Below are 17,751 nucleotides of genomic sequence, written 5' to 3'. Positions count from 1 at the left end.
TCTTTGAATGACAAGTTGTCGCTCTGGCGCCCGCGCAGCGTCGACTGGTCCGCCGTTCGTTAGAACGGCGGAACTGAGGGCAGCGTCGAGCTGTTACGCGGTTTGGTAAAACCGCGTAACTACCTAACTACATCAAGTTGCAAACAGCCGCCGCGAAGGCCACGGGGTCCTCGGGGAGGATGCCCTCGACCAGCAGGGCCTGATCGTAGAGCAAGCCTGAGTACTGCTTGATCTTGTCAGTGTCGCCCGCCTTCTGAGCAGCGACGAGCTTGGCAAAGACCGGGTGCTTGGCGTTGAGCTCGAGCACGCGCTGGCTCTTGGGCATACCGTCGGGCGCGCCCTCGGGTCCCTTCTGGAGCACCTTCTCCATCTCAAGCGAAAGCGGGCCCTCGGTGGTGATGCAAGCGGGGGCATCGGTCAGGCGCGCGGAGACGGCAACTTTCTCGACCTTGTCACCGAGCGCCTCCTTCATAGCGCTAAAGAGGTCCTCGTTTTCCTTGGTGGCGTCCTCGGCCTCCTTCTTCTCGTCCTCGGTCGCCAGATCAAGATCGCCAGTCGCAACGTTCTTGAGCTCTAGATGACGATCCTCGACCTCGGGCTCGGCACCGTCGGCCACAGCCTTCTCGGCAGCCTCGCGGGCAGCATCGTCCTCGTAGATCTTGGGCATATCGGCGGCAACGTACTCACGCATAGCCTGGAACGTGAACTCGTCCACATCCTGCGTCAGCAGCAGCACGTCATAGCCGCGGTCGAGCACGCCCTTTACCACGGGCATCTTGGCCAAGCGCTCACGCGAGTCACCGGCGGCGTAGTAGATGGCCTTCTGATCCTCGGGCATGCCCTTGGCATACTCGGCCAGGGTAATCATCTTCTGTTCCTTGGCAGACCAGAACAGCAGCAGGTCGGCGAGCTCATCGGCCTTCATGCCATAGCTCGAGTAGATGCCGTACTTAAGACCGCGACCAAAGTTCTCAAAGAACTTCTCGTAGGCCTCGCGATCGTTGTCGCGCATATCCTCAAGATCGGCGGTAATCTTCTTTTCCACACGCTTGGCGATGGCCTTGAGCTGACGGTTCTGCTGCAGCGTCTCGCGCGAGATGTTGAGCGACACGTCAGCGGAATCCACGACGCCGCGGACAAAGTTGTAGTAGTCGGGCAGCAGGTCGTCGCACTTCTCCATGATCAGGACGTTGGAGCTGTAGAGTGCCAGACCCTTCTCGTAATCCTTGCTGTACAGATCGAACGGCGCGCGGCCCGGCACAAACAGCAGGGCATCGTACTCGAGCGTGCCCTCGGCATGGAAGCTGATGGTGCGCGCAGGATCGTCAAAGTCGTGGAACGTGGACTTGTAGAACTCGTCGTAGTCCTTCTGCTCGACATCGGAGCTGCGCTTCTTCCAGATCGGTGTCATGGAATTGACGGTCTCGAGCTCCTGGTAGTCCTCGTACTCGGGCTTGTAATCGTCGCCGGCGTCCTCGGGCTTGGGTTTCTGGCGGCTCTTGGACACCATCATCTGAATCGGGTAGCGCACATAGTTGCTGTACTGCTGAATCAGGCTCTTGAGACCCCACTCGGTCAGGAAGCGATCGTAGGTCTCGGCCTCGCCGTCGGCATCGAGCTTCTCGTTCTCGCGCAGCGTCAGGATGACATCGGTACCGTGCTCGGCGCGCTCACCGTCCTCGATGGTGTAGCCCTCAAGACCGTCGGATTCCCACACATGGGCGACATCCTCGCCATAGGCGCGGCTGACGACCTTCACATGGCTGGCGACCATAAAAGCCGAGTAGAAGCCCACGCCAAACTGGCCGATGATGTCGACATCCGAACCCTGCTGCTCGGCGTTCTCGGTCTTAAACTCCTCGGAGCCGGAATGGGCGATGGTGCCCAGATTGCGCTCGAGCTCCTCGGCGGTCATGCCAATGCCGTTATCCGAGATGGTAATGGTGCGGGCGTCTTTATCAAAGGAAACGCGAATAGCCAGGTCGCCCTGGTCGATCTTGACGCTCGGATCCTGCAGGCTCTTAAAGTTGAGCTTGTCGACGGCGTCGCTCGCGTTAGAGATAAGCTCGCGCAGGAAGATTTCCTTATTGGTGTAGATGGAGTTGATCATGAGGTCGAGCAGTTTTTTGCTCTCGGTCTTAAATTGACGCATGTGCAGTCCTTTCGCGTAACCCCGTCCGCAAAAACGGCCCGGTCGCCCGAGCCGAATCGCAGACCTGCTATGTTCAGACTTAGATTTTATAACCCATTAGCGCGCATATATACATACGGAATCGAAAAACTGTATGTCTAAGCGCTCCAATGCGTCAATTGCCAAGGAGTGTCCCCAACCGCCGGCAGAAAAGGAACGTCTCTATCTGCCATCTACGCGCTTGGCCATCCAGACATGGGGCTGGCCCTCGTCTTCGTAATCTACCGGGGCAATTTGCGTGTAGCCCGCCTTTGCATAGAGCGGCAACACGTATTCCTGCGCATGCAGCTTAATAAGCTTAGCGCCGGCATCGCGTGCACACGAAGCACTGGCCTCGACGATCGCACTCGCCAGTCCGCGACGATGCATAGCCGGCAGCACGGCGACGCGCCCCATAATGTAGGTCTCCCCCGCCGCAACGTCTTCGTCCATGTCGCATGCCGGCAACACCGGGGCCCCTGCGTCAGCCACGCGTTCAAGCTCTTCGGGAAACACGCGCGAGCAACCGGCAAGCTCGTCGTCTACATAGAGCGTCACATGAATGCAGTTCGGATCCTCGTCGATAGCGTCGAACTCATTCTCGTAGCCCTGCTCGTCCATAAAAACGACGCGGCGCACCAACGCCGCGTCATCAAAGCATCCCGTCTTAAGTTGGATATCCATGGCTGCCCTTTCATTCAATGCGAACGTTAGGGACAGATATTAGCGAAAATGAGCTCCGCGCACACTAAACTTCGCGCGAGCCTTCGCCAGGCAATCGTAATGACCCACGTTATGGGCATCGCTCGCGATGAAGCTGTACAGGTTCTGATCGAACAGGCGCTGTGCCGGCTTTTTCTCGCGACCAAAGCGACCGCCGGCAATAAAGTCCGCCGAAGCCTGCAGCTTGCAGCCCATATCGACCAGGCGCTCCGCCACGCTTACATCCTTTTGAACCGCACGATAGCGCTCAGGATGAGCGATGATCACCTGGTAGCCACGGCACTGCAAATCGTAAATCGTGTTCTCGTACTCTCTAAACGCATACGCATCGGCATGCGTCGAAAGCTCGAGCAGAAACTCGTTGGTCCCATCGAAATGCAAGTGCTCCGCGGCATCGATACCAAGCTCAACGAGCTTTCGATGGTTGACCTCGAAGCCCATCTGGAGCGGAAAACCGTCAGCGTTATCACGCAGCAGCTCAAAGGCATCCCACATCTTGTCGTAATCAAAATAGGGATCACGGCAGTGAGGAGTGCAAACGATTCTGGTTACACCGGCCCGCTTGGCAGCCTCGAGCATCGCCAAGCTCTCATCGAGATCGGCGGCGCCGTCGTCTACACCCGGCAAGATATGGCAATGAATGTCACGCATAGGTCAGCCTTAATCAACTAAACGTTTGCTCGGTTGGTGAAGATGCCCTTTTTGGAAGTCCCCTGATCGTCGGAGCCCTTCTTCACCTTCTTACCGTCCTTGGTGTAGTAGGAGTAGTAGTACTCGCTGGTCTCGGTCTCGCAGTAGTTCATAACGGTACCGATGAGCTTGACCTTCTCGGACTTCTTAAGCTGACCGATGGCGTTGAGCGCCTCCTCGCGCTTGGTGAAATCCTCACGCACGACAAAAAGCGCACCGTCGGTCAGACTTGCGATCTCGGCAGCATCGATGAAGGTGCCGACCGGGGGAGCATCAAAGATGACGTACTGGAACTTGGCGGACAGCGCCTTTACCAGCTTGGCAAAGCGGTGAGAGACGATGATGTCGGCAGGATTGGGAATATGCGGCTCGGCATCGAGGAAGTAGAAGTTCTTCTGACCCGTCTCGACAATCGCCTGGTCAATAGAAACCTGCTCGGAAAGGACTGCATAGAGTCCGCCGCGGGAGCGGACGCCGAGCATATCGGCAAGGGACCTGCGACGCATATCAGCCTCGACCAGCAGGACGCTCTTGCCGCTGGTGGCGATAGCTTGGGCAAGGTTGATGGAAACCGTAGACTTGCCCTCGTTGGGAATCGAGGACGTAACGGTGATGGTGCGAATGGGGTCGTCCACGCTCGCAAAGCGGATGTTGGCCAGAAGGGTCTTGGCGGCATTCTGTACAACGAGCTTATCGGTGTTCTTTGCCTTAGCCATGCCTATTTACCACCTTTCATAGCCGGAATTCGGCCAACAACGGGAATGCCCAGGAGCTCTTCTGCCTCTTCGGCACCGCGGATGCGGGTGTTGAGCATGTCTGCCAAAACGACATAGGCAACTGCGATAAAGATGCCCGCGAGGAACGCGACAGCAACGTACAGCATACGCTTGGGGCCGCTGGGGACTTCGGGAGTCTTAGCCTCGTCGATAACGTTGATGCTCTGGGCAGCGCCGACGTTCTGAGCGACCGTACTCACCGAGCTGGCCATGGCCTTTGCGACCTTAGCCGTCTCCTTGGCATCGGTGCCGGTAACCGAAAGCGTAATGACACGCGTGGTGGTCTCGGAGGAAACAGACACCTTGTAGTCATCCAGGTCAGCAAGGCCCAGCTCATTGGCAGCACCGCTCTTAACGCTATCGCTATCCAGCAGCGTGGCGATATCGTTGGAAAGCATCTGGCTCGCCGAGAGATCGTTGTAGCTCATCTGACCGCTATCGTCGGTTTTGGCGAGAATGTACATGCTCGTCGTCGCGGTGTAGGTGTTGTCCATCGCAACGAAGGACACGATGCCCATGGCGATCGCGCAGACCACCGGAAGGGTGATGACCAGCTTAAGGTGCTTCTTCAGCAGCTGGAACAGTTCGAGAAGGGTCATGCAGCTTGCCTTTCATTTCCCCAGTTCGGATTGACAAAACTGTCCGTATGTTATCGCATCTTTTTACCGAGACCAAACTCTATACATAAGAAACAGGCTCTCTGTAAAAATGTCGGAAGCAATCGTAAAATTGCACAACAACGCCGCACCCGAAAGTCAAATGCGGCGTCTACATCAATACCTATGTTGTATCGCTATGCGAATGGCTCGTCCTGCTGTATGGGAAACGTCACCGTAATGGTGGTTCCCACGCCCAACTCGCTCGACAGATCGAGCGTGGCGTGATGATACAGGGCCGCATGCTTGACAATGGCAAGCCCCAGACCGGTTCCGCCGCGCGCCTTGGACCTACTCTTGTCCACGCGATAGAACCGCTCAAATACCTTGCCCTGTTCTTCAGGCGCGATACCGATTCCCGTGTCGGCGACCGCAAGGAACGGATGGCCTTCGTCGTTGGTGTCGCACTGCAGCGTAACCGTACCGCCGGGTCGATTGTAGCGGATGGCGTTGCTCGCCAGATTATAGATGAGCTCGTCAATCAAGCGCGACACGCCTTCGATGACCACAGGCTTGGTCTCATGACTTATCGTCACATTCGCCTGACGGGCGACCTGTTCAAGACGCTGCTCAACCGCGTAGATGGCACGCGAGAGCTCAATAGGCTCCGTGGAACCAATGGGCACCGCCTCGCCCTCAGTTGCACGCTCGGCCTCGTCCAAGTTAGACAGCGTAAGGATATCGTTGACAAGCGCTGCCAAGCGGCCCGCCTCACGATAGATGCGACCGCCAAAGTTGCGCAGGTCGCCCTCGCCCTCGACCATGCCGTTTGCGATGAGCTCGGCATAGCCCGAAATCGCCGTAAGCGGCGTCTTGAGCTCATGGGTGATATTCGCCGTGAACTCGCGGCGCATACGGTCGTTGTCCGCTAGCACCGCCATTTGGCGCTTGAGTTCCTGGCGCTGCGACTCGATACGCTCAAGCATGGGGACCATCTCGGCATAGGCGTGCTCATAGCTACGGCGTGGGTGATCCAAATCCACCTCTTGCAACGGCGCGATGATGGCACGGGACTCACGGCGCGCCATAAAAAACGAGAGTACTGCACCCGCTGCTGCGATAAGCAGCATCGGCGCCAGCATCGACAGCAAAATCGCCGCAACGCCAGGCTGGGCCTGCGCCAAGCGAACGACCTGGCCGTTATCAAGGGTGACGGCGCGATACAGCATAATCTCGTCGAGTGTAGAGCTTGCGCGCTCCGCGGAACCCGAACCACTCTCAAAGGCCTCGATGACCTCGGGGCGATCGCCATGGTTGGGCAGTGTGGAAGGCGACGCCTCGTTGTCGTAGGCAACCGATCCATCCTTGTTAATCAGCGTGATGCGCAAGTCCTCGCGATCGAGGCTACGCAAGAACGGGATGGGCTCCTGCTGCTCGTCGAGGGCGGCAGCAATGAGCTCGGTTTCCTGCGCCAGGTTGGCACTCGTGGCATCCGCCAAGGTGTTTTGCACAAAGAACGCACCCAGCACCGTAAACGCCACGATAACCGCCATGGCACAGACAAAGATCGTCACAAAAACGCGGTGCGACAGCGTATGTTTTCCCTGGGGGGCGAAGACCACGGGTTACTCCTCCGATGCGGTGGCCGCGGTGTCGTCACCTTCGGCACCATCACCGGCAGAAGGCTCGGCCAAGCGGTAGCCCACGCCGCGTACGGTCTCGATGGCGCTGGCATGCTCGCCCAGTTTTTGGCGAAGCGTCTGCACGTGCACGTCAACGGTGCGCGAACCGCCGTCGAAGTCCCAGCCCCACACGCTCTGCAGCAACGACTCGCGGGTAAAGACCACGCCGGGCTTGCGCATGAGGTACTCGAGCAGGTCGAACTCGCGCAGGGTGAGCTTGAGCGGCTCACCGGCAACGGTTACCTCGCGGTGGCTAGGCGAGAGCACGATGTCGCCCACGCTGAGCACATCGCTCGCCTGTTTGACCATGCCGCCGCGACGCAGCAGTGCGCGGCAGCGGCTCGCAAGCTCCATGAGCGAAAACGGCTTAGTCAGGTAATCGTCGGCACCGCCATCGAGCGCCATCACCTTGTCGAGCTCGGTATCCTTGGCGGTAAGCATCATGATGGGCACCGTCGCCGTCAGGCGATCGGCGCGCAGGCGACGCATAATCGCCAAGCCATCGGTATCGGGCAGCATGATGTCGAGCAGGACGGCATCGGGTACCCGTCGCGCCACGGCAGCCTTAAACTCACCGTCGCACGAAAAGCCTTCGGCCTCGATCCCCTGCTTACGCAGCGCATAGACCGTCAAATCCCTGATGTTGTCATCGTCCTCGACGTAGTAGATCATGTTGAACCCCTTTGCGGCCGGTATGACCGCATCTTAACCCTAAAGGCGCCTGCACTCGATAGTATCAGCCAAAACGGCCCGTCAAATAATCCGCCGTGCGCGGATCGGTCGGATTCTTAAAGAGCTGCGCGGTGGGCGCGTGCTCCACCAGCTCGCCCAACAAGAAGAACGCAACCGAATCGGAAATACGCGCGGCCTGCTGCATGTTGTGTGTAACGACCACCAACGTGCACGTCTCCTTGAGCTCGCAGGCCAGCTGCTCGACCACCAGCGTCGACACGGGATCGAGGGCCGAGGTCGGTTCATCCATCAGCAGGATGTCGGGCTGCACGGCAAGCGCACGGGCGATACACAGGCGCTGCTGCTGCCCGCCCGAAAGACCCAGGCCCGACTCCTTGAGCTTGTCCTTGACCTCGTCCCACAGTGCGGCGCGGCGCAGGGAGTCCTCGACCAGCTCATCAAGCACGGCGCGATCGCGCACGCCCATGCCGCGCGGACCATAGGCCACGTTGTCGTAGATGCTCATGGGAAACGGGTTGGGGCGCTGGAAGACCATGCCCACGCGCTGACGTAGGCGGCAGATGTCGTAATCGCCCAGGATATTCTGGCCGTCGAGCGAAATCTTGCCCTCGATGCGGCAATCCTTGATGCCATCGTTCATGCGGTTAAAGCAGCGCAGCAGCGTGGACTTTCCGCAGCCCGAAGGCCCGATGAACGAGGTAATCTGCTTGTCGCGGATTTTGATGTTCACGTCCTTGAGCGCATGATGGTCGCCATAGAACAGGTCGAGGCCCTCAACATCAATGCGCGTCGGCGAGGCGGCAAGGTCCTCTGCCGTGGGGCGCGTTGCATCCCCAACTTCGCGCTCGTGCGCGGCCTCGGCCTGCGCCTCCATGAGTTCCTCAAGCTCCGTGGGCTCCATAGCCGCAGCAGCCGTCATACCGCATACCTCCATATCGATATCAATTCAGCAGTATCGATAGTAGGAATTGCGGCTCATACGCACGTGAGCGCATTGTCAAGTGTTTGTAAGGGCAGCCTGGCTATGCGGCGGGCAGCTCGATGGTGAATATCGTGTGTTCGGGCGTCGATTCGCACGCAACGGCGCCGCCGTGCGCCGCGACAATCTCCTTGGCAATGGCAAGGCCCAGACCGGCACCGCCACGATTGGTCGCACGAGCCGCATCCAGACGGTAAAACTTCTCAAAGATCACCTTGAGCTTTGCCGCCGGAATCGGATCGCCCTGGTTGATAAAACGCACCCGCACGCCGCCATCATCCATGCGCCTCGCCTCAATCGTGATCGTCGAGCCTTCGTAGCTATAGGCGACGGCGTTTTTCATAATGTTGTTGAAGACGCGGGCCATCTTGTCGCCGTCCACGAGCACCGTCAGGTCCTCGCAGATATCAACGTGGGCATCCTTATGCTGCTCGTTGAGGATGGGATAGAACTCGTCGGCCACCTGTGCCAGCAACAACCCCAAGTCGACGTAACCGCGCGTGAGCACGATGTCGTGAAAGTCGAAGCGCGTGATGTCGAAGAACTCCTCAATGAGCGCATCGAGCCGATGCGCCTTGTCGAGCGCCACGCCCGTAAATCGAGCACACTGCTCAACCGGCAGATCGGGAGCCTCTTGAAGCAGCGAAAGATAGCCCACCACACTGGCAAGCGGGGTGCGTAGGTCATGTGCCAAGTACGTGACCAGATCGTCCTTGCGATGAGACTCGTCACGCAAGGCCTGCTGCACCTTGCGCTCGCGATCGCGCACACGGTTGAGTGCGCCCTCGACCTCCAAGAAGTCGCCGTCGATGTTATCCCAGGTGTCGGGGTGATCGATCAGGCGATCTTGAATACGAGCGGCCAGCACACAATCGGCATGCTGCTCGCCCTGCTCGTAGCCCTGGTAGTACAGGGCGCGGCCACACAAGAACAGCACGCACGCGGCAAGCGCCAGCACAAAGCCAAGCATGTTGAATACAAAGCCGGCATCGAACAGCACCGGCCCTTCGATGCCGCCGAGCGCCATGGCGCCAATCGCCAACGTCATGGCCCACGCGGCGCCGCCAATCACCACGCAGCGGCACACGATCTCAAATCGATCGATCAGCAAAAAGCCGACAAGCAGCACCGCCAAGATTCCGACGATGTTGTCGATGCCAATCAGCAGCAGGCTCAGCAAAAAGAGCAGCACCGTTGCAAGCGCGCGGTTGTCGACGACCGACCTCACGTATTCAAAGAGCCGATCGGGCACCTCGAACGCTTGCCTATCGTCTTTTGTCATATCAAGATCCTCACAAGCGAAAAGCGTTATTCGATGATGTAGCCGACGCCCCAGACGTTTTTGATAAAGCGTGGCTTTTGTGCGTCGTCGCCGATCTTTTCGCGCAGGTGGCGAATATGCACCATCACCGTATTGTTGGAGCCGGGCATAAAGTCCTCGTTCCACACCGCGCGGAACAGGTCCTCCACGGCCACCACGCTGCCGCGATGCTCGACCAGATACAGCAAGATTGAATACTCGGTGGGTGTGAGGCGTACCGGCGCACCGTCCACCGTCACGGAACGAGCGTCGCGGTTGATCTCCAAGCCGTCGAGCTGAATGGTCGGCGACTCGGCCGCCTGTGCACGGCTACCGTAGCTGGTGTAGCGGCGAAGCTGAGCGTGCACGCGCGCGATGAGCTCCAGCGGACGGAACGGCTTAACCACGTAATCGTCCGCGCCAAGCGAAAGGCCCCCGATCTTGTCTTGCTGGGCATCGCGCGCCGTCAGCATGATCACGGGATAGGTATGGCTGGAACGGATCGTACGCAGCAGCTCAAACCCATCGATATCGGGCAGCATGACATCCAGCAGCGCCAGATCGAACTCCTGCTCCAAGATTGCCTTGGCAGCATCGGCCCCGCTATAGGCAATCTGGACATCAAAGCCCTCTTTTGTAAGGTAGATACCAACCAAGTCGGCGATGGCCTTTTCGTCATCAACTACCAAAATGTGCTCGTTCATGCGTGCTCCTCTCGCGCTCCATTATGCCCGAGGCGACGCACGCCACACACAACAAGCGTGGGTGATTAAGTCGACCTTAAGCACCCTTGTGCCCGTTCGGGCGCGGATGTGGGCCACACACGCACGCGATGATCGCCGACGCCGGCAAACGATATACTCTAGTTCCAGAAGAGACCATCCCGTCGAAAGCGAAATCTGTGAAGTCCCTCACCTCTTTTGCAAAGCGCTCAGCCCAGCTTGCCGCCGGCTTTGTCTGCGCTATCGCTCTTGCCGCTGGCGCGCCCACCGTCGCCGGCGCCCAAGTGCTCACGACCGACAATGTTTGCGGCAAAACCGCCGATGCGCGCGGCATCACGGCCGAAAACCTGCCCGATATCGATGCGACCAATGCCCTCGTCATGGGCAAAGACGGCACCGTCTACTATGGGCGCGGCGCCGATGAGCAGGTCAAAATCGCCTCGATCACCAAGGTCATGACCGCAATCCTAACCGTCGAGAATTGCAAGATGGACGAGAAGGTCACGGTGAGCAACGCCGCAGCCACCGTGGGCAATTCGACCGCCGGCTTGCTCGAAGGCGACAAGCTTACCGTGGAGCAGGCGCTGCGCGGCCTGATGATTCCCTCGGGCAACGACGCCGCCATCGTGCTCGCCGAATATGTGGGCAAGAAGATCGACCCTAAGACCAAAGACGCCGAGGCCACATTTGTGAAGGCCATGAACGAGCGCGCTAAGAAGCTCGGCTGCACCGGTACGCTTTTTGAAAACCCGCATGGTCTGGACTTTGATGAGTGGGCTGGCGATATGCACTCAACCGCACACGACGTAGCGCTGATGATGCAGGAGGCCATGAAAAACGACACGATCCGCGAGGTCGTAGCGAGCGAGGATTCCTGGATCGAGGTCACGGGCGCCGACGGCACCGACCATTCGCATTCCATGGACACGCATAACTATTTGCTGGGCCAAGATGGCAACATCGGTGGCAAGACTGGCACCACCGACGATGCAGGCTATTGCTTTACGAGCGCCTACAACTGCGACGGCGACGAGATCTACACCGTTATTTTGAACTCCACCACCACCGATCAGCGCTTTACCGATACCGCCGCCCTTGCCAATTGGTACTACGGTCACAAGGTGACGGTCGCAATCGCCAACACGCAGGAAAAGACCGCCAACGGCAACCCGCTTATGGCGCGCATTGGCCAAACCGACTGGACGGATAAGACGATCGACGCCACACTCGCCGATCCCACGGCGCAAGCGACCGTGTTTTCCCTTGCCGGCAAGGTGACCGAAAAGATTGGCTACGACGATCTTTCGGGCACGGTGCATGTGGGCGACAAGGTGGGTAGCGTCACGCTCAAGCAGGACGGCACCAAGATCGCCGTCATGGACCTAGTTGCCGACGAGGAAGGCGCAGGGCCGAATCCCATTGAATGGCTCCTTGTGAAGCTCGATCGCTTGGGCCGTCGCATCGACAACCGCCCACTTGCGGCAGAGAGCGAGACCGTAGCCAAGGCTCCTGAGATGTAGGGCTGGGGGAACATTACATTTGAGATTGGAGAGGCGTCCAACGGGCGCCTCTTTTTGAATACCTCTTAAACGGGATGCGTCAGAATCACCAAAGCGACATTGCTAGCCGTTTACCTTCGCTGTGTCTTTTCGGACCTTGAAAACGGGTCCACCGGGCATGCTAGTAGATCCTTTCGACCTCCTTGGTCAAGGCCCTGAAAAGATCCCCAGCTGAGGGGTCTGCCCCAGGACACAGCGATTGCCAGGCACCCGTTTCTCCGATGGTGCCCGCACTCGTCATAACAAGATCGTCGCTCCGCCTGCGAATGGAAACACTAACGGAGCGGCCATTATGGAACCCATGGATATCGACTTTATTTATGCGCCCATCAGCTAGATAACTAATCATGACATTGATGCTGTCACCATACTCCGGCAATTCGAAGCCGTGGGAATCCATCAATAGCTTCACGTCCTGATGGTAAATGCGGGCCTCGACGACATTCTTGGGCATCTTCCCCGTCTTTGTTGGAGAGCAAAAGCTGATGCTTGGCTCCTCTTCGCTCATGCCTCGGTCAAACCTAAGCATGCACGGGCATACCGACTCAATGGTTCGCAAGGCGTCCGCCGCGACCTTTTCCTCGGTAAACATCTCCACGTCGATGCCGTTTTCTTCCATATAGGCACGGTTTTTACGTTGAAGCTCTAGCCGAGCCGCAGCCTCCCCATCTCCACGCTGTTCCCAATTTCCGGAGTCGGCGACATTTCGATCGAATGTAGAATCAACGGAACATGGCGCTTGCTGTTGAGTCTGATCACTGTCGCCGAGACGCCTTAGCTCGGAGCGTCTCATCAGTAGTGTCACAATATCAAACAGCCAACCAAATCCAAAAAGGCCAAAGGTAAAGAGATATAGAAAGAAGCTACCCCACATCCGTGCATACGCCCTATGAGCGCCCGACCACCCAAGAAGGAAGCATAGCAAAAGCGCCTTGTTTGCCCTGTCAACCGACGTAATCTCTCGAGTGAGAGATTTCTGTTCAGGCTTCGCCAAAGGTGTAATTTCATGCGATGAAACAGTAATTGAGGACGTCCTTGACGCCGAGCTCCGAGCGCCTGATTTAGCAACGGCGCGAGCGACATCCCCAACTCCGACGGTCGTTCTGCTGTATACGGCATTGTAAGCAGCCTTCTTCGGATTTTTGATCCACCCCATGCCCTTCTTACCATAGCCGGGGATTATCGCCCGCTTTACCGCGCGCTTCGCTCTGCCGGTCGTTCTTGCCTTGAGTGATGTCTTTAGATTCGGCTTACGCAGCCCGACCTTTACCATATTTCTACTCCATCCCCTCGGAACCCCACACCGGGGTGCACGAGCACGCCTGGGTCTCCCCGTTTTCAAGCGCCCCGTGTTTGCCTAATGTTCACGCCCTTTCGGACTCTAATCCCCAGCTGCCATTCTTGATAATAAAAAAGGGCCCCAAATGGGACCCTTCTTCAAAGTCATACTGGCGGAGAGCTGGGGATTCGAACCCCAGATGCCCTTTTGGGGCATACTCGCTTAGCAGGCGAGCACCTTCGGCCTCTCGGTCAGCTCTCCGTAACAGCCGTTCTATAGTAACCAAACAGCCGAAGTTGGGCAAGGGGAATTTTGAGGCGTTTCCTCTTTTACCTCTCTTTTACCAGTAAACGTCTCAGTCAATCATCTCAACCTGTAACATCTGCAGGCCGTAATCCCCTCCAGATGTTACAGGTTGAGACAAAGATACAAGAACGGCCCCAGCGACAGCGCGGACAGCCCATTCTTTATTTGTCCTCTCGAACGGTCTCCAACAGATAATCGCGCATGTACGGAATTGCAAACGAAACACAGCCATAGCCCGCGGGCTCAATCAACCCCGCATCGATCAGACGCTTGCGATATGACCCAACTTTGTTCGCCGACAAACCCATCTTCTTGGCGATATCGCCGTTGGCGATATCGACGCCCTCGCATTGAGCCATCGCCGCGAGATACTGAAACTGCCGTTCCGACACCCTGCGCAGCGCTGGGGCAATCACCATAGCATTAAAGCTATCAAGAGCCGCCTGGATACCCTTACGAGCCGCCTCTTCGCTCACGCTCTCCGCCCCACTGCGCGCAGCAACCTGCCAAGCGTAATATCCGACCAGCTGGACCATAAAGGGATAGCCTGCCGAAGCTTTTGTTAATAGCTCAGCGGCACCTTTGTCGAGCTCCTTGCCCGCTCGTCTCATCGTATCCTCAAACGATCCGCCAACTTCAAAATCGGAAAGCCGAGTAAGTTCAACATGTTTGGCTCGCTGAAGGAACGTCAACGTATCATCCACCACCACGCCATCTACCGATGTCGGCAGCCCGGCGAAAGCGAAAGCGACATTCGCTCCTTGGCGGATCAAGAGCTGCATCTCATTGCCTAGCTCGCGCATTTCCTCAGTTGAGGCATCCTGGATCTCGTCGAGCGTAATGAGCAGACCACCGCGCTTCGCAGCATCGTACATCGCCTCGCCCAGATGAGAGGCCGACTTCGACATCTCCATGGAGCCAAGGCTGACCCCTAAAATCGATGGGGAAATCGAGATTGATTCAAGACGAACGTTTCGCTGCAGAGCCTCGAGGATTCTATTGCAAAAACCAGCATTGGAGGCAACGTCAACGACCTCGAATCCTTTTTTGCGTGCAAGGTCACCCAATGCATTAAGGAGCACCGTTTTACCTGTGCCTCGGACGCCCGAGATGCGCATGAGTCGATCGGGGGCACCAGGACCATTCTCAAGAGCCTCGGCAAAGTCATCCAAAACAGTGTCCCGTCCGATAAGCTCAGGCGGATTCATGCCCGCCGTTGGCTTAAAGGGGTTAACAGCTTTCATCATTCTGCCCTCCTCTGCTAGTTTTAACAACTTTAACAAAGTTTAGCAACTTTAGCAGAGTTTAACAGTTTTAGCAGGCTCGGCGGCTTTATGCCTTACCAATCCTGCCGGGTCCTCCCGCCCGCGCCGATACAAATAGCGCGGTGCGGCCCCTCTATATCGCCCCTACCCCAGCGAGCGGTTGAGGGAGCCGAGCTCGTCGTTACCCATGGTGCGCCACATTTGGAAGATGCAACCGCGTGCAAGGAAAAGAAAGCCGTTGTCGACCAGTTGCACGGCGGCATCCGCCAGCTGATTCGTCACGGCGGACACTGGCGGCAGCTCAAGTCCAGCCGTGCGGATGGTCTCGACCGCTTCCTCGAACGTCGGCGGCTCGCTGACGCCCATCTCGTTCATGAGGCCCTGCATTTCTTCCAGCGCGCTGCTGCCCGATTCCTCACCGCGCGGCACTAGACGGTAACAAGCCAGCGCCAGGTCGAGCTGATCGCAATTCCAATAGGCAAACGCCAAGCGGTAGAACAGGTAGCCAATTGCAGAACGATCGCTGGCAATACGTAGGCCGTGGCGCGCCACCTCGATAATCTCGTCAAAGCGCTCCAGACGCGCAAGCACGTTGATGAGCGCAAAGTGCGATTGCATGGACGAGCGCGCCAGATCGTAAAGATGGCGCACCTCGGGCAGTGCTCGTTCAAAGTCCTCTTGCTCGGCGTAAAAGCTGCAAATCTCGTGCTGGGCAAAGTACAGCGCATCGGGCGCACGAAGGATCCGCACAGAGTCGTCTTCTTCCAACACCGGTAGCACCATGCGCACCAGCTGGTTATCGCAAAACTGCGTTTGAACCGGACCTGTCGCCAAAAGCTCGGCGACGGCGCACTTAGCCTCCAACTCCTCGACAAGACGGGAAAAGCCTTCAAAAGCACCTGTACGGTCGACTTTTGCCTGCTCGCGCAATTCAACAACACGGGCCACGTATGGGTCGTCGTCCTCTTCCATGACCTCCAACTCGTCAGCCGTATCGGCAAGCAGCAGATCGCGCAGCGCCGGCGGCAGCGTGCGATGGTCATCACGCGGACGAGCATGAACCTCCGCAGGCTCAATCGTCTCCGGAGCGGTTGACTCATACGCCTCAAGCACACGCTTGCACGGCATATCGTCCATGTCCATGCTCTCAAGATCCTTGGCGACAGGCACGCAATCGGCCAGATAGGCCGCGCGCCCAAAGAAATACGTTGCGACAACGCGCTCACCCTGCTCACTGTCGGGAGCAGCAATCTGCACATAACAGCGCGTGATGCAGGTGCCCGCGGCAAAACACGCTGCCGCAAGCGTGAGTGCCACGCGCGCATCGTGCTCCGCGGCCCAGATCGCGCGCGTGTCCTCGTCCAGCTCGCGCCAGGCGTCATCTTGAGCGTCGTATTCACGTTGCGGCATGGCATCAACGACAGAGCGTCCAAACCGAACGAGCATAATCCCCTCGGCAACGTTTGCCCGATAGGTATAGTCGAGCCGCGTGACCACGTTAAGCGCCTCGACAATGCGCGCGAAGCGGGTACGCACATCCCACTCACCGCCCGGCCGGCAAGCCACCGTACCCGGTTTGCCCCACGGGTTATCGCTCGAGGCCGTATCGAGCAGTCGGGGAACATCGTTGGTCGTCTTGGCGATATGCCACGCATCAAAGAGCGCGCAGCCCTCAAGACTCGGCGAGGATGCCGCAGGGACCAATCCGGCCCCGATGCGCTCAAGGATGCCGGAGAGGCGGTTGAGACGGCACTCGATGGCAAGCAGCATGTCAATCTCGTCCTGGTCCAACAGGCTACGATCAAAATTGAGATAGAAAATCTTTGAGCGATCAATGCGAGCCAGGCTCATCTCGGACTTGGCAGCGATGGTGCGCAGGCGGGGCAAGTCAATTTCGCTCATAAGGGCGGCGGCATAGCGCTCGATACCGCTCGGATTCTCGGCATGGTCAACGCGGTAGAGCAGCGTCTCGATAGCATCGGGGAGCGGTGCCGTGTTAAAGCCCAAAAACACCTCGACCGGCTCGGGCAACTTTACGAGCTTGATCTTGTCGACAACGTTTTGCATACCCTCGTCGAGTCCGCCGGCGTCCGCCGTGTTCACAATAGCGCTTTCGGAGTTGGCAAATATCACGTAGCGCAAGAACATCGAGGCCATGAACTCGCCGTAAGGAAGGGCGCGGGTCGAATTCCATGTCTCGTGGTCGGACTGCTCGCGCATGGGGCCTTCGGGAGAGCCGGCAGTTTGCGCACACGCGCGCATTGCACCGTTGGCTTCCCTTACCATAATCTCACCAATACTGGAATCCGACTCGTCAAGGACCAGTTCCATGTCGGGATCGTTGGGCAGCGGAGCCTCGCTGACGGGGCGGTCCACCTTGTACACCTCACCCGAAACGCTTACGTAGCCCAAAAGCGACACATGACTTTTGCCAACGAATTCGACGACATAACAAGATTCAAGCTGATCCTCGCCAAAGAGTTTCCAGACCACGCCATATGAGCGTCCCGCAGGCTGCTCGGGCATCGCCGGAAAGCGCTTCTTGGGATCGAGAAACCTGAGCCTGTATGTCGGACGCTCTGCCACGAAATATCACCCTGATCGGTCGTCTAGAGAAGGAGCGGTCGCGGATAGGCCGCGATACCTACTCGGAATCTTACACGAGTCGATAAGAAATCGTCCGCTTCACGCCCGCGCCTCGACCGAGGTTCGAATCCATGCAGTGCTTACGTAAAAGAAAAGCCCCCGTTGCCGGGAGCTTTAATCTCAAATGGTGCGGCGTATAGGATTCCGCGCATCCGCTGCGCGGATCCGCACCGGCTTCGCCCGCCTGCCGGCGCGCTCGCCCGCGGGCTAAAAACGCTCCGCGTTTTCTTTACGCCCGCGCCTCGACCGAGGTTCGAATCCATGCGGTGGCGGCATAAAAGAAAAGCCCCCGTCGCCGGAGGCTTTCAATTTCAATTGGTGCGGCGTATAGGATTCGAACCTATGACGTTCTGATTCGTAGTCAG

14 protein-coding genes and 1 tRNA gene are annotated in these 17,751 nt (G+C 58.0%); 1 reads left to right on the top strand and 14 read right to left on the bottom strand.

The window, feature by feature from the left end; translation table 11 throughout:
* Window positions 1–127: 127 nt before the first annotated feature.
* From htpG to I2D41_RS00815, 10 genes are all read right to left on the bottom strand, one after another.
* A complete protein-coding gene (gene htpG, locus I2D41_RS00860; protein ID WP_195363230.1) occupies window positions 128–2,152 on the bottom strand; it encodes a molecular chaperone HtpG in 2,025 nt (674 codons plus the stop codon).
* A gap of 201 nt (window positions 2,153–2,353) precedes the next feature.
* Window positions 2,354–2,854, bottom strand: a complete 501-nt coding sequence (locus I2D41_RS00855; RefSeq protein WP_195363229.1) for a GNAT family N-acetyltransferase — start codon at window positions 2,852–2,854, stop codon at window positions 2,354–2,356.
* 39 nt (window positions 2,855–2,893) lie between these two features.
* A complete protein-coding gene (locus I2D41_RS00850) occupies window positions 2,894–3,544 on the bottom strand; it encodes a tyrosine-protein phosphatase (RefSeq protein WP_022094060.1) in 651 nt (216 codons plus the stop codon).
* A 17-nt stretch (window positions 3,545–3,561) separates the two neighbouring features.
* Window positions 3,562–4,299, bottom strand: coding sequence for a CpsD/CapB family tyrosine-protein kinase (locus I2D41_RS00845; protein ID WP_035136836.1), 738 nt, complete (start codon window positions 4,297–4,299; stop codon window positions 3,562–3,564).
* Between the two features lie 2 nt (window positions 4,300–4,301).
* On the bottom strand, window positions 4,302–4,958 hold the full coding sequence (locus tag I2D41_RS00840) for a YveK family protein (RefSeq protein WP_161160361.1): 657 nt from the start codon (window positions 4,956–4,958) through the stop codon (window positions 4,302–4,304).
* Between the two features lie 194 nt (window positions 4,959–5,152).
* The gene (locus I2D41_RS00835; protein ID WP_271741619.1) at window positions 5,153–6,577 is read right to left on the bottom strand and encodes a sensor histidine kinase; all 1,425 of its coding nucleotides are present in this window, start codon (window positions 6,575–6,577) and stop codon (window positions 5,153–5,155) included.
* 3 nt (window positions 6,578–6,580) lie between these two features.
* A complete protein-coding gene (locus I2D41_RS00830; RefSeq protein ID WP_089572665.1) occupies window positions 6,581–7,309 on the bottom strand; it encodes a response regulator transcription factor in 729 nt (242 codons plus the stop codon).
* Window positions 7,310–7,373: 64 nt separating this feature from the next.
* Window positions 7,374–8,249 carry a phosphate ABC transporter ATP-binding protein PstB gene (gene pstB, locus I2D41_RS00825; protein ID WP_229042027.1) on the bottom strand — a complete coding sequence of 292 codons (876 nt, stop codon included), beginning with the start codon at window positions 8,247–8,249 and terminating at the stop codon, window positions 7,374–7,376.
* Between the two features lie 103 nt (window positions 8,250–8,352).
* Window positions 8,353–9,591 (bottom strand): sensor histidine kinase, encoded by a 1,239-nt coding sequence (locus I2D41_RS00820; RefSeq protein WP_195363228.1) that lies wholly within the window; start codon window positions 9,589–9,591, stop codon window positions 8,353–8,355.
* 26 nt (window positions 9,592–9,617) lie between these two features.
* Complete coding sequence (locus I2D41_RS00815) at window positions 9,618–10,313, bottom strand: response regulator transcription factor (protein ID WP_195363227.1); 696 nt, start codon at window positions 10,311–10,313, stop codon at window positions 9,618–9,620.
* Between the two features lie 197 nt (window positions 10,314–10,510).
* Between I2D41_RS00815 and I2D41_RS00810 the strand changes: the two genes are divergently transcribed.
* The gene (locus tag I2D41_RS00810) at window positions 10,511–11,851 is read left to right on the top strand and encodes a D-alanyl-D-alanine carboxypeptidase family protein (RefSeq protein WP_195363226.1); all 1,341 of its coding nucleotides are present in this window, start codon (window positions 10,511–10,513) and stop codon (window positions 11,849–11,851) included.
* A gap of 160 nt (window positions 11,852–12,011) precedes the next feature.
* Here the strand turns inward: I2D41_RS00810 and I2D41_RS00805 are convergent, their stop codons facing one another.
* From I2D41_RS00805 to I2D41_RS00790, 4 genes are all read right to left on the bottom strand, one after another.
* Window positions 12,012–13,163, bottom strand: a complete 1,152-nt coding sequence (locus tag I2D41_RS00805) for a TM2 domain-containing protein (protein WP_035136829.1) — start codon at window positions 13,161–13,163, stop codon at window positions 12,012–12,014.
* A gap of 176 nt (window positions 13,164–13,339) precedes the next feature.
* A tRNA-Ser gene (locus I2D41_RS00800) sits at window positions 13,340–13,430 on the bottom strand.
* Window positions 13,431–13,636: 206 nt separating this feature from the next.
* Window positions 13,637–14,722: an AAA family ATPase gene (locus tag I2D41_RS00795; protein ID WP_229042026.1), complete on the bottom strand. Its 1,086-nt coding sequence runs from the start codon at window positions 14,720–14,722 to the stop codon at window positions 13,637–13,639.
* A 162-nt stretch (window positions 14,723–14,884) separates the two neighbouring features.
* Window positions 14,885–17,326 (bottom strand): tetratricopeptide repeat protein, encoded by a 2,442-nt coding sequence (locus I2D41_RS00790; protein WP_195363225.1) that lies wholly within the window; start codon window positions 17,324–17,326, stop codon window positions 14,885–14,887.
* Window positions 17,327–17,751: the final 425 nt, after the last annotated feature.

The organism is Collinsella aerofaciens (assembly GCF_015552075.1).
Classification (GTDB): domain Bacteria; phylum Actinomycetota; class Coriobacteriia; order Coriobacteriales; family Coriobacteriaceae; genus Collinsella; species Collinsella aerofaciens_Y.
Note: the sequence above shows the minus strand (reverse complement) of the source record. Positions and strands in the feature narration are given on the sequence as shown.

What these genes read in the sequence shown, in the direction of transcription:
- I2D41_RS00850 (WP_022094060.1), bottom strand. Translation starts at nt 3,544, where the DNA reads ATGCGTGACATTCATTGCCATATCTTGCCGGGTGTAGACGACGGCGCC.
- I2D41_RS00830 (WP_089572665.1), bottom strand. Translation starts at nt 7,309, where the DNA reads ATGATCTACTACGTCGAGGACGATGACAACATCAGGGATTTGACGGTC.
- htpG (WP_195363230.1), bottom strand. Translation starts at nt 2,152, where the DNA reads ATGCGTCAATTTAAGACCGAGAGCAAAAAACTGCTCGACCTCATGATC.
- I2D41_RS00795 (WP_229042026.1), bottom strand. Translation starts at nt 14,722, where the DNA reads ATGATGAAAGCTGTTAACCCCTTTAAGCCAACGGCGGGCATGAATCCG.
- I2D41_RS00845 (WP_035136836.1), bottom strand. Translation starts at nt 4,299, where the DNA reads ATGGCTAAGGCAAAGAACACCGATAAGCTCGTTGTACAGAATGCCGCC.
- I2D41_RS00820 (WP_195363228.1), bottom strand. Translation starts at nt 9,591, where the DNA reads ATGACAAAAGACGATAGGCAAGCGTTCGAGGTGCCCGATCGGCTCTTT.
- I2D41_RS00855 (WP_195363229.1), bottom strand. Translation starts at nt 2,854, where the DNA reads ATGGATATCCAACTTAAGACGGGATGCTTTGATGACGCGGCGTTGGTG.
- I2D41_RS00805 (WP_035136829.1), bottom strand. Translation starts at nt 13,163, where the DNA reads ATGGTAAAGGTCGGGCTGCGTAAGCCGAATCTAAAGACATCACTCAAG.
- I2D41_RS00840 (WP_161160361.1), bottom strand. Translation starts at nt 4,958, where the DNA reads ATGACCCTTCTCGAACTGTTCCAGCTGCTGAAGAAGCACCTTAAGCTG.
- pstB (WP_229042027.1), bottom strand. Translation starts at nt 8,249, where the DNA reads ATGACGGCTGCTGCGGCTATGGAGCCCACGGAGCTTGAGGAACTCATG.
- I2D41_RS00815 (WP_195363227.1), bottom strand. Translation starts at nt 10,313, where the DNA reads ATGAACGAGCACATTTTGGTAGTTGATGACGAAAAGGCCATCGCCGAC.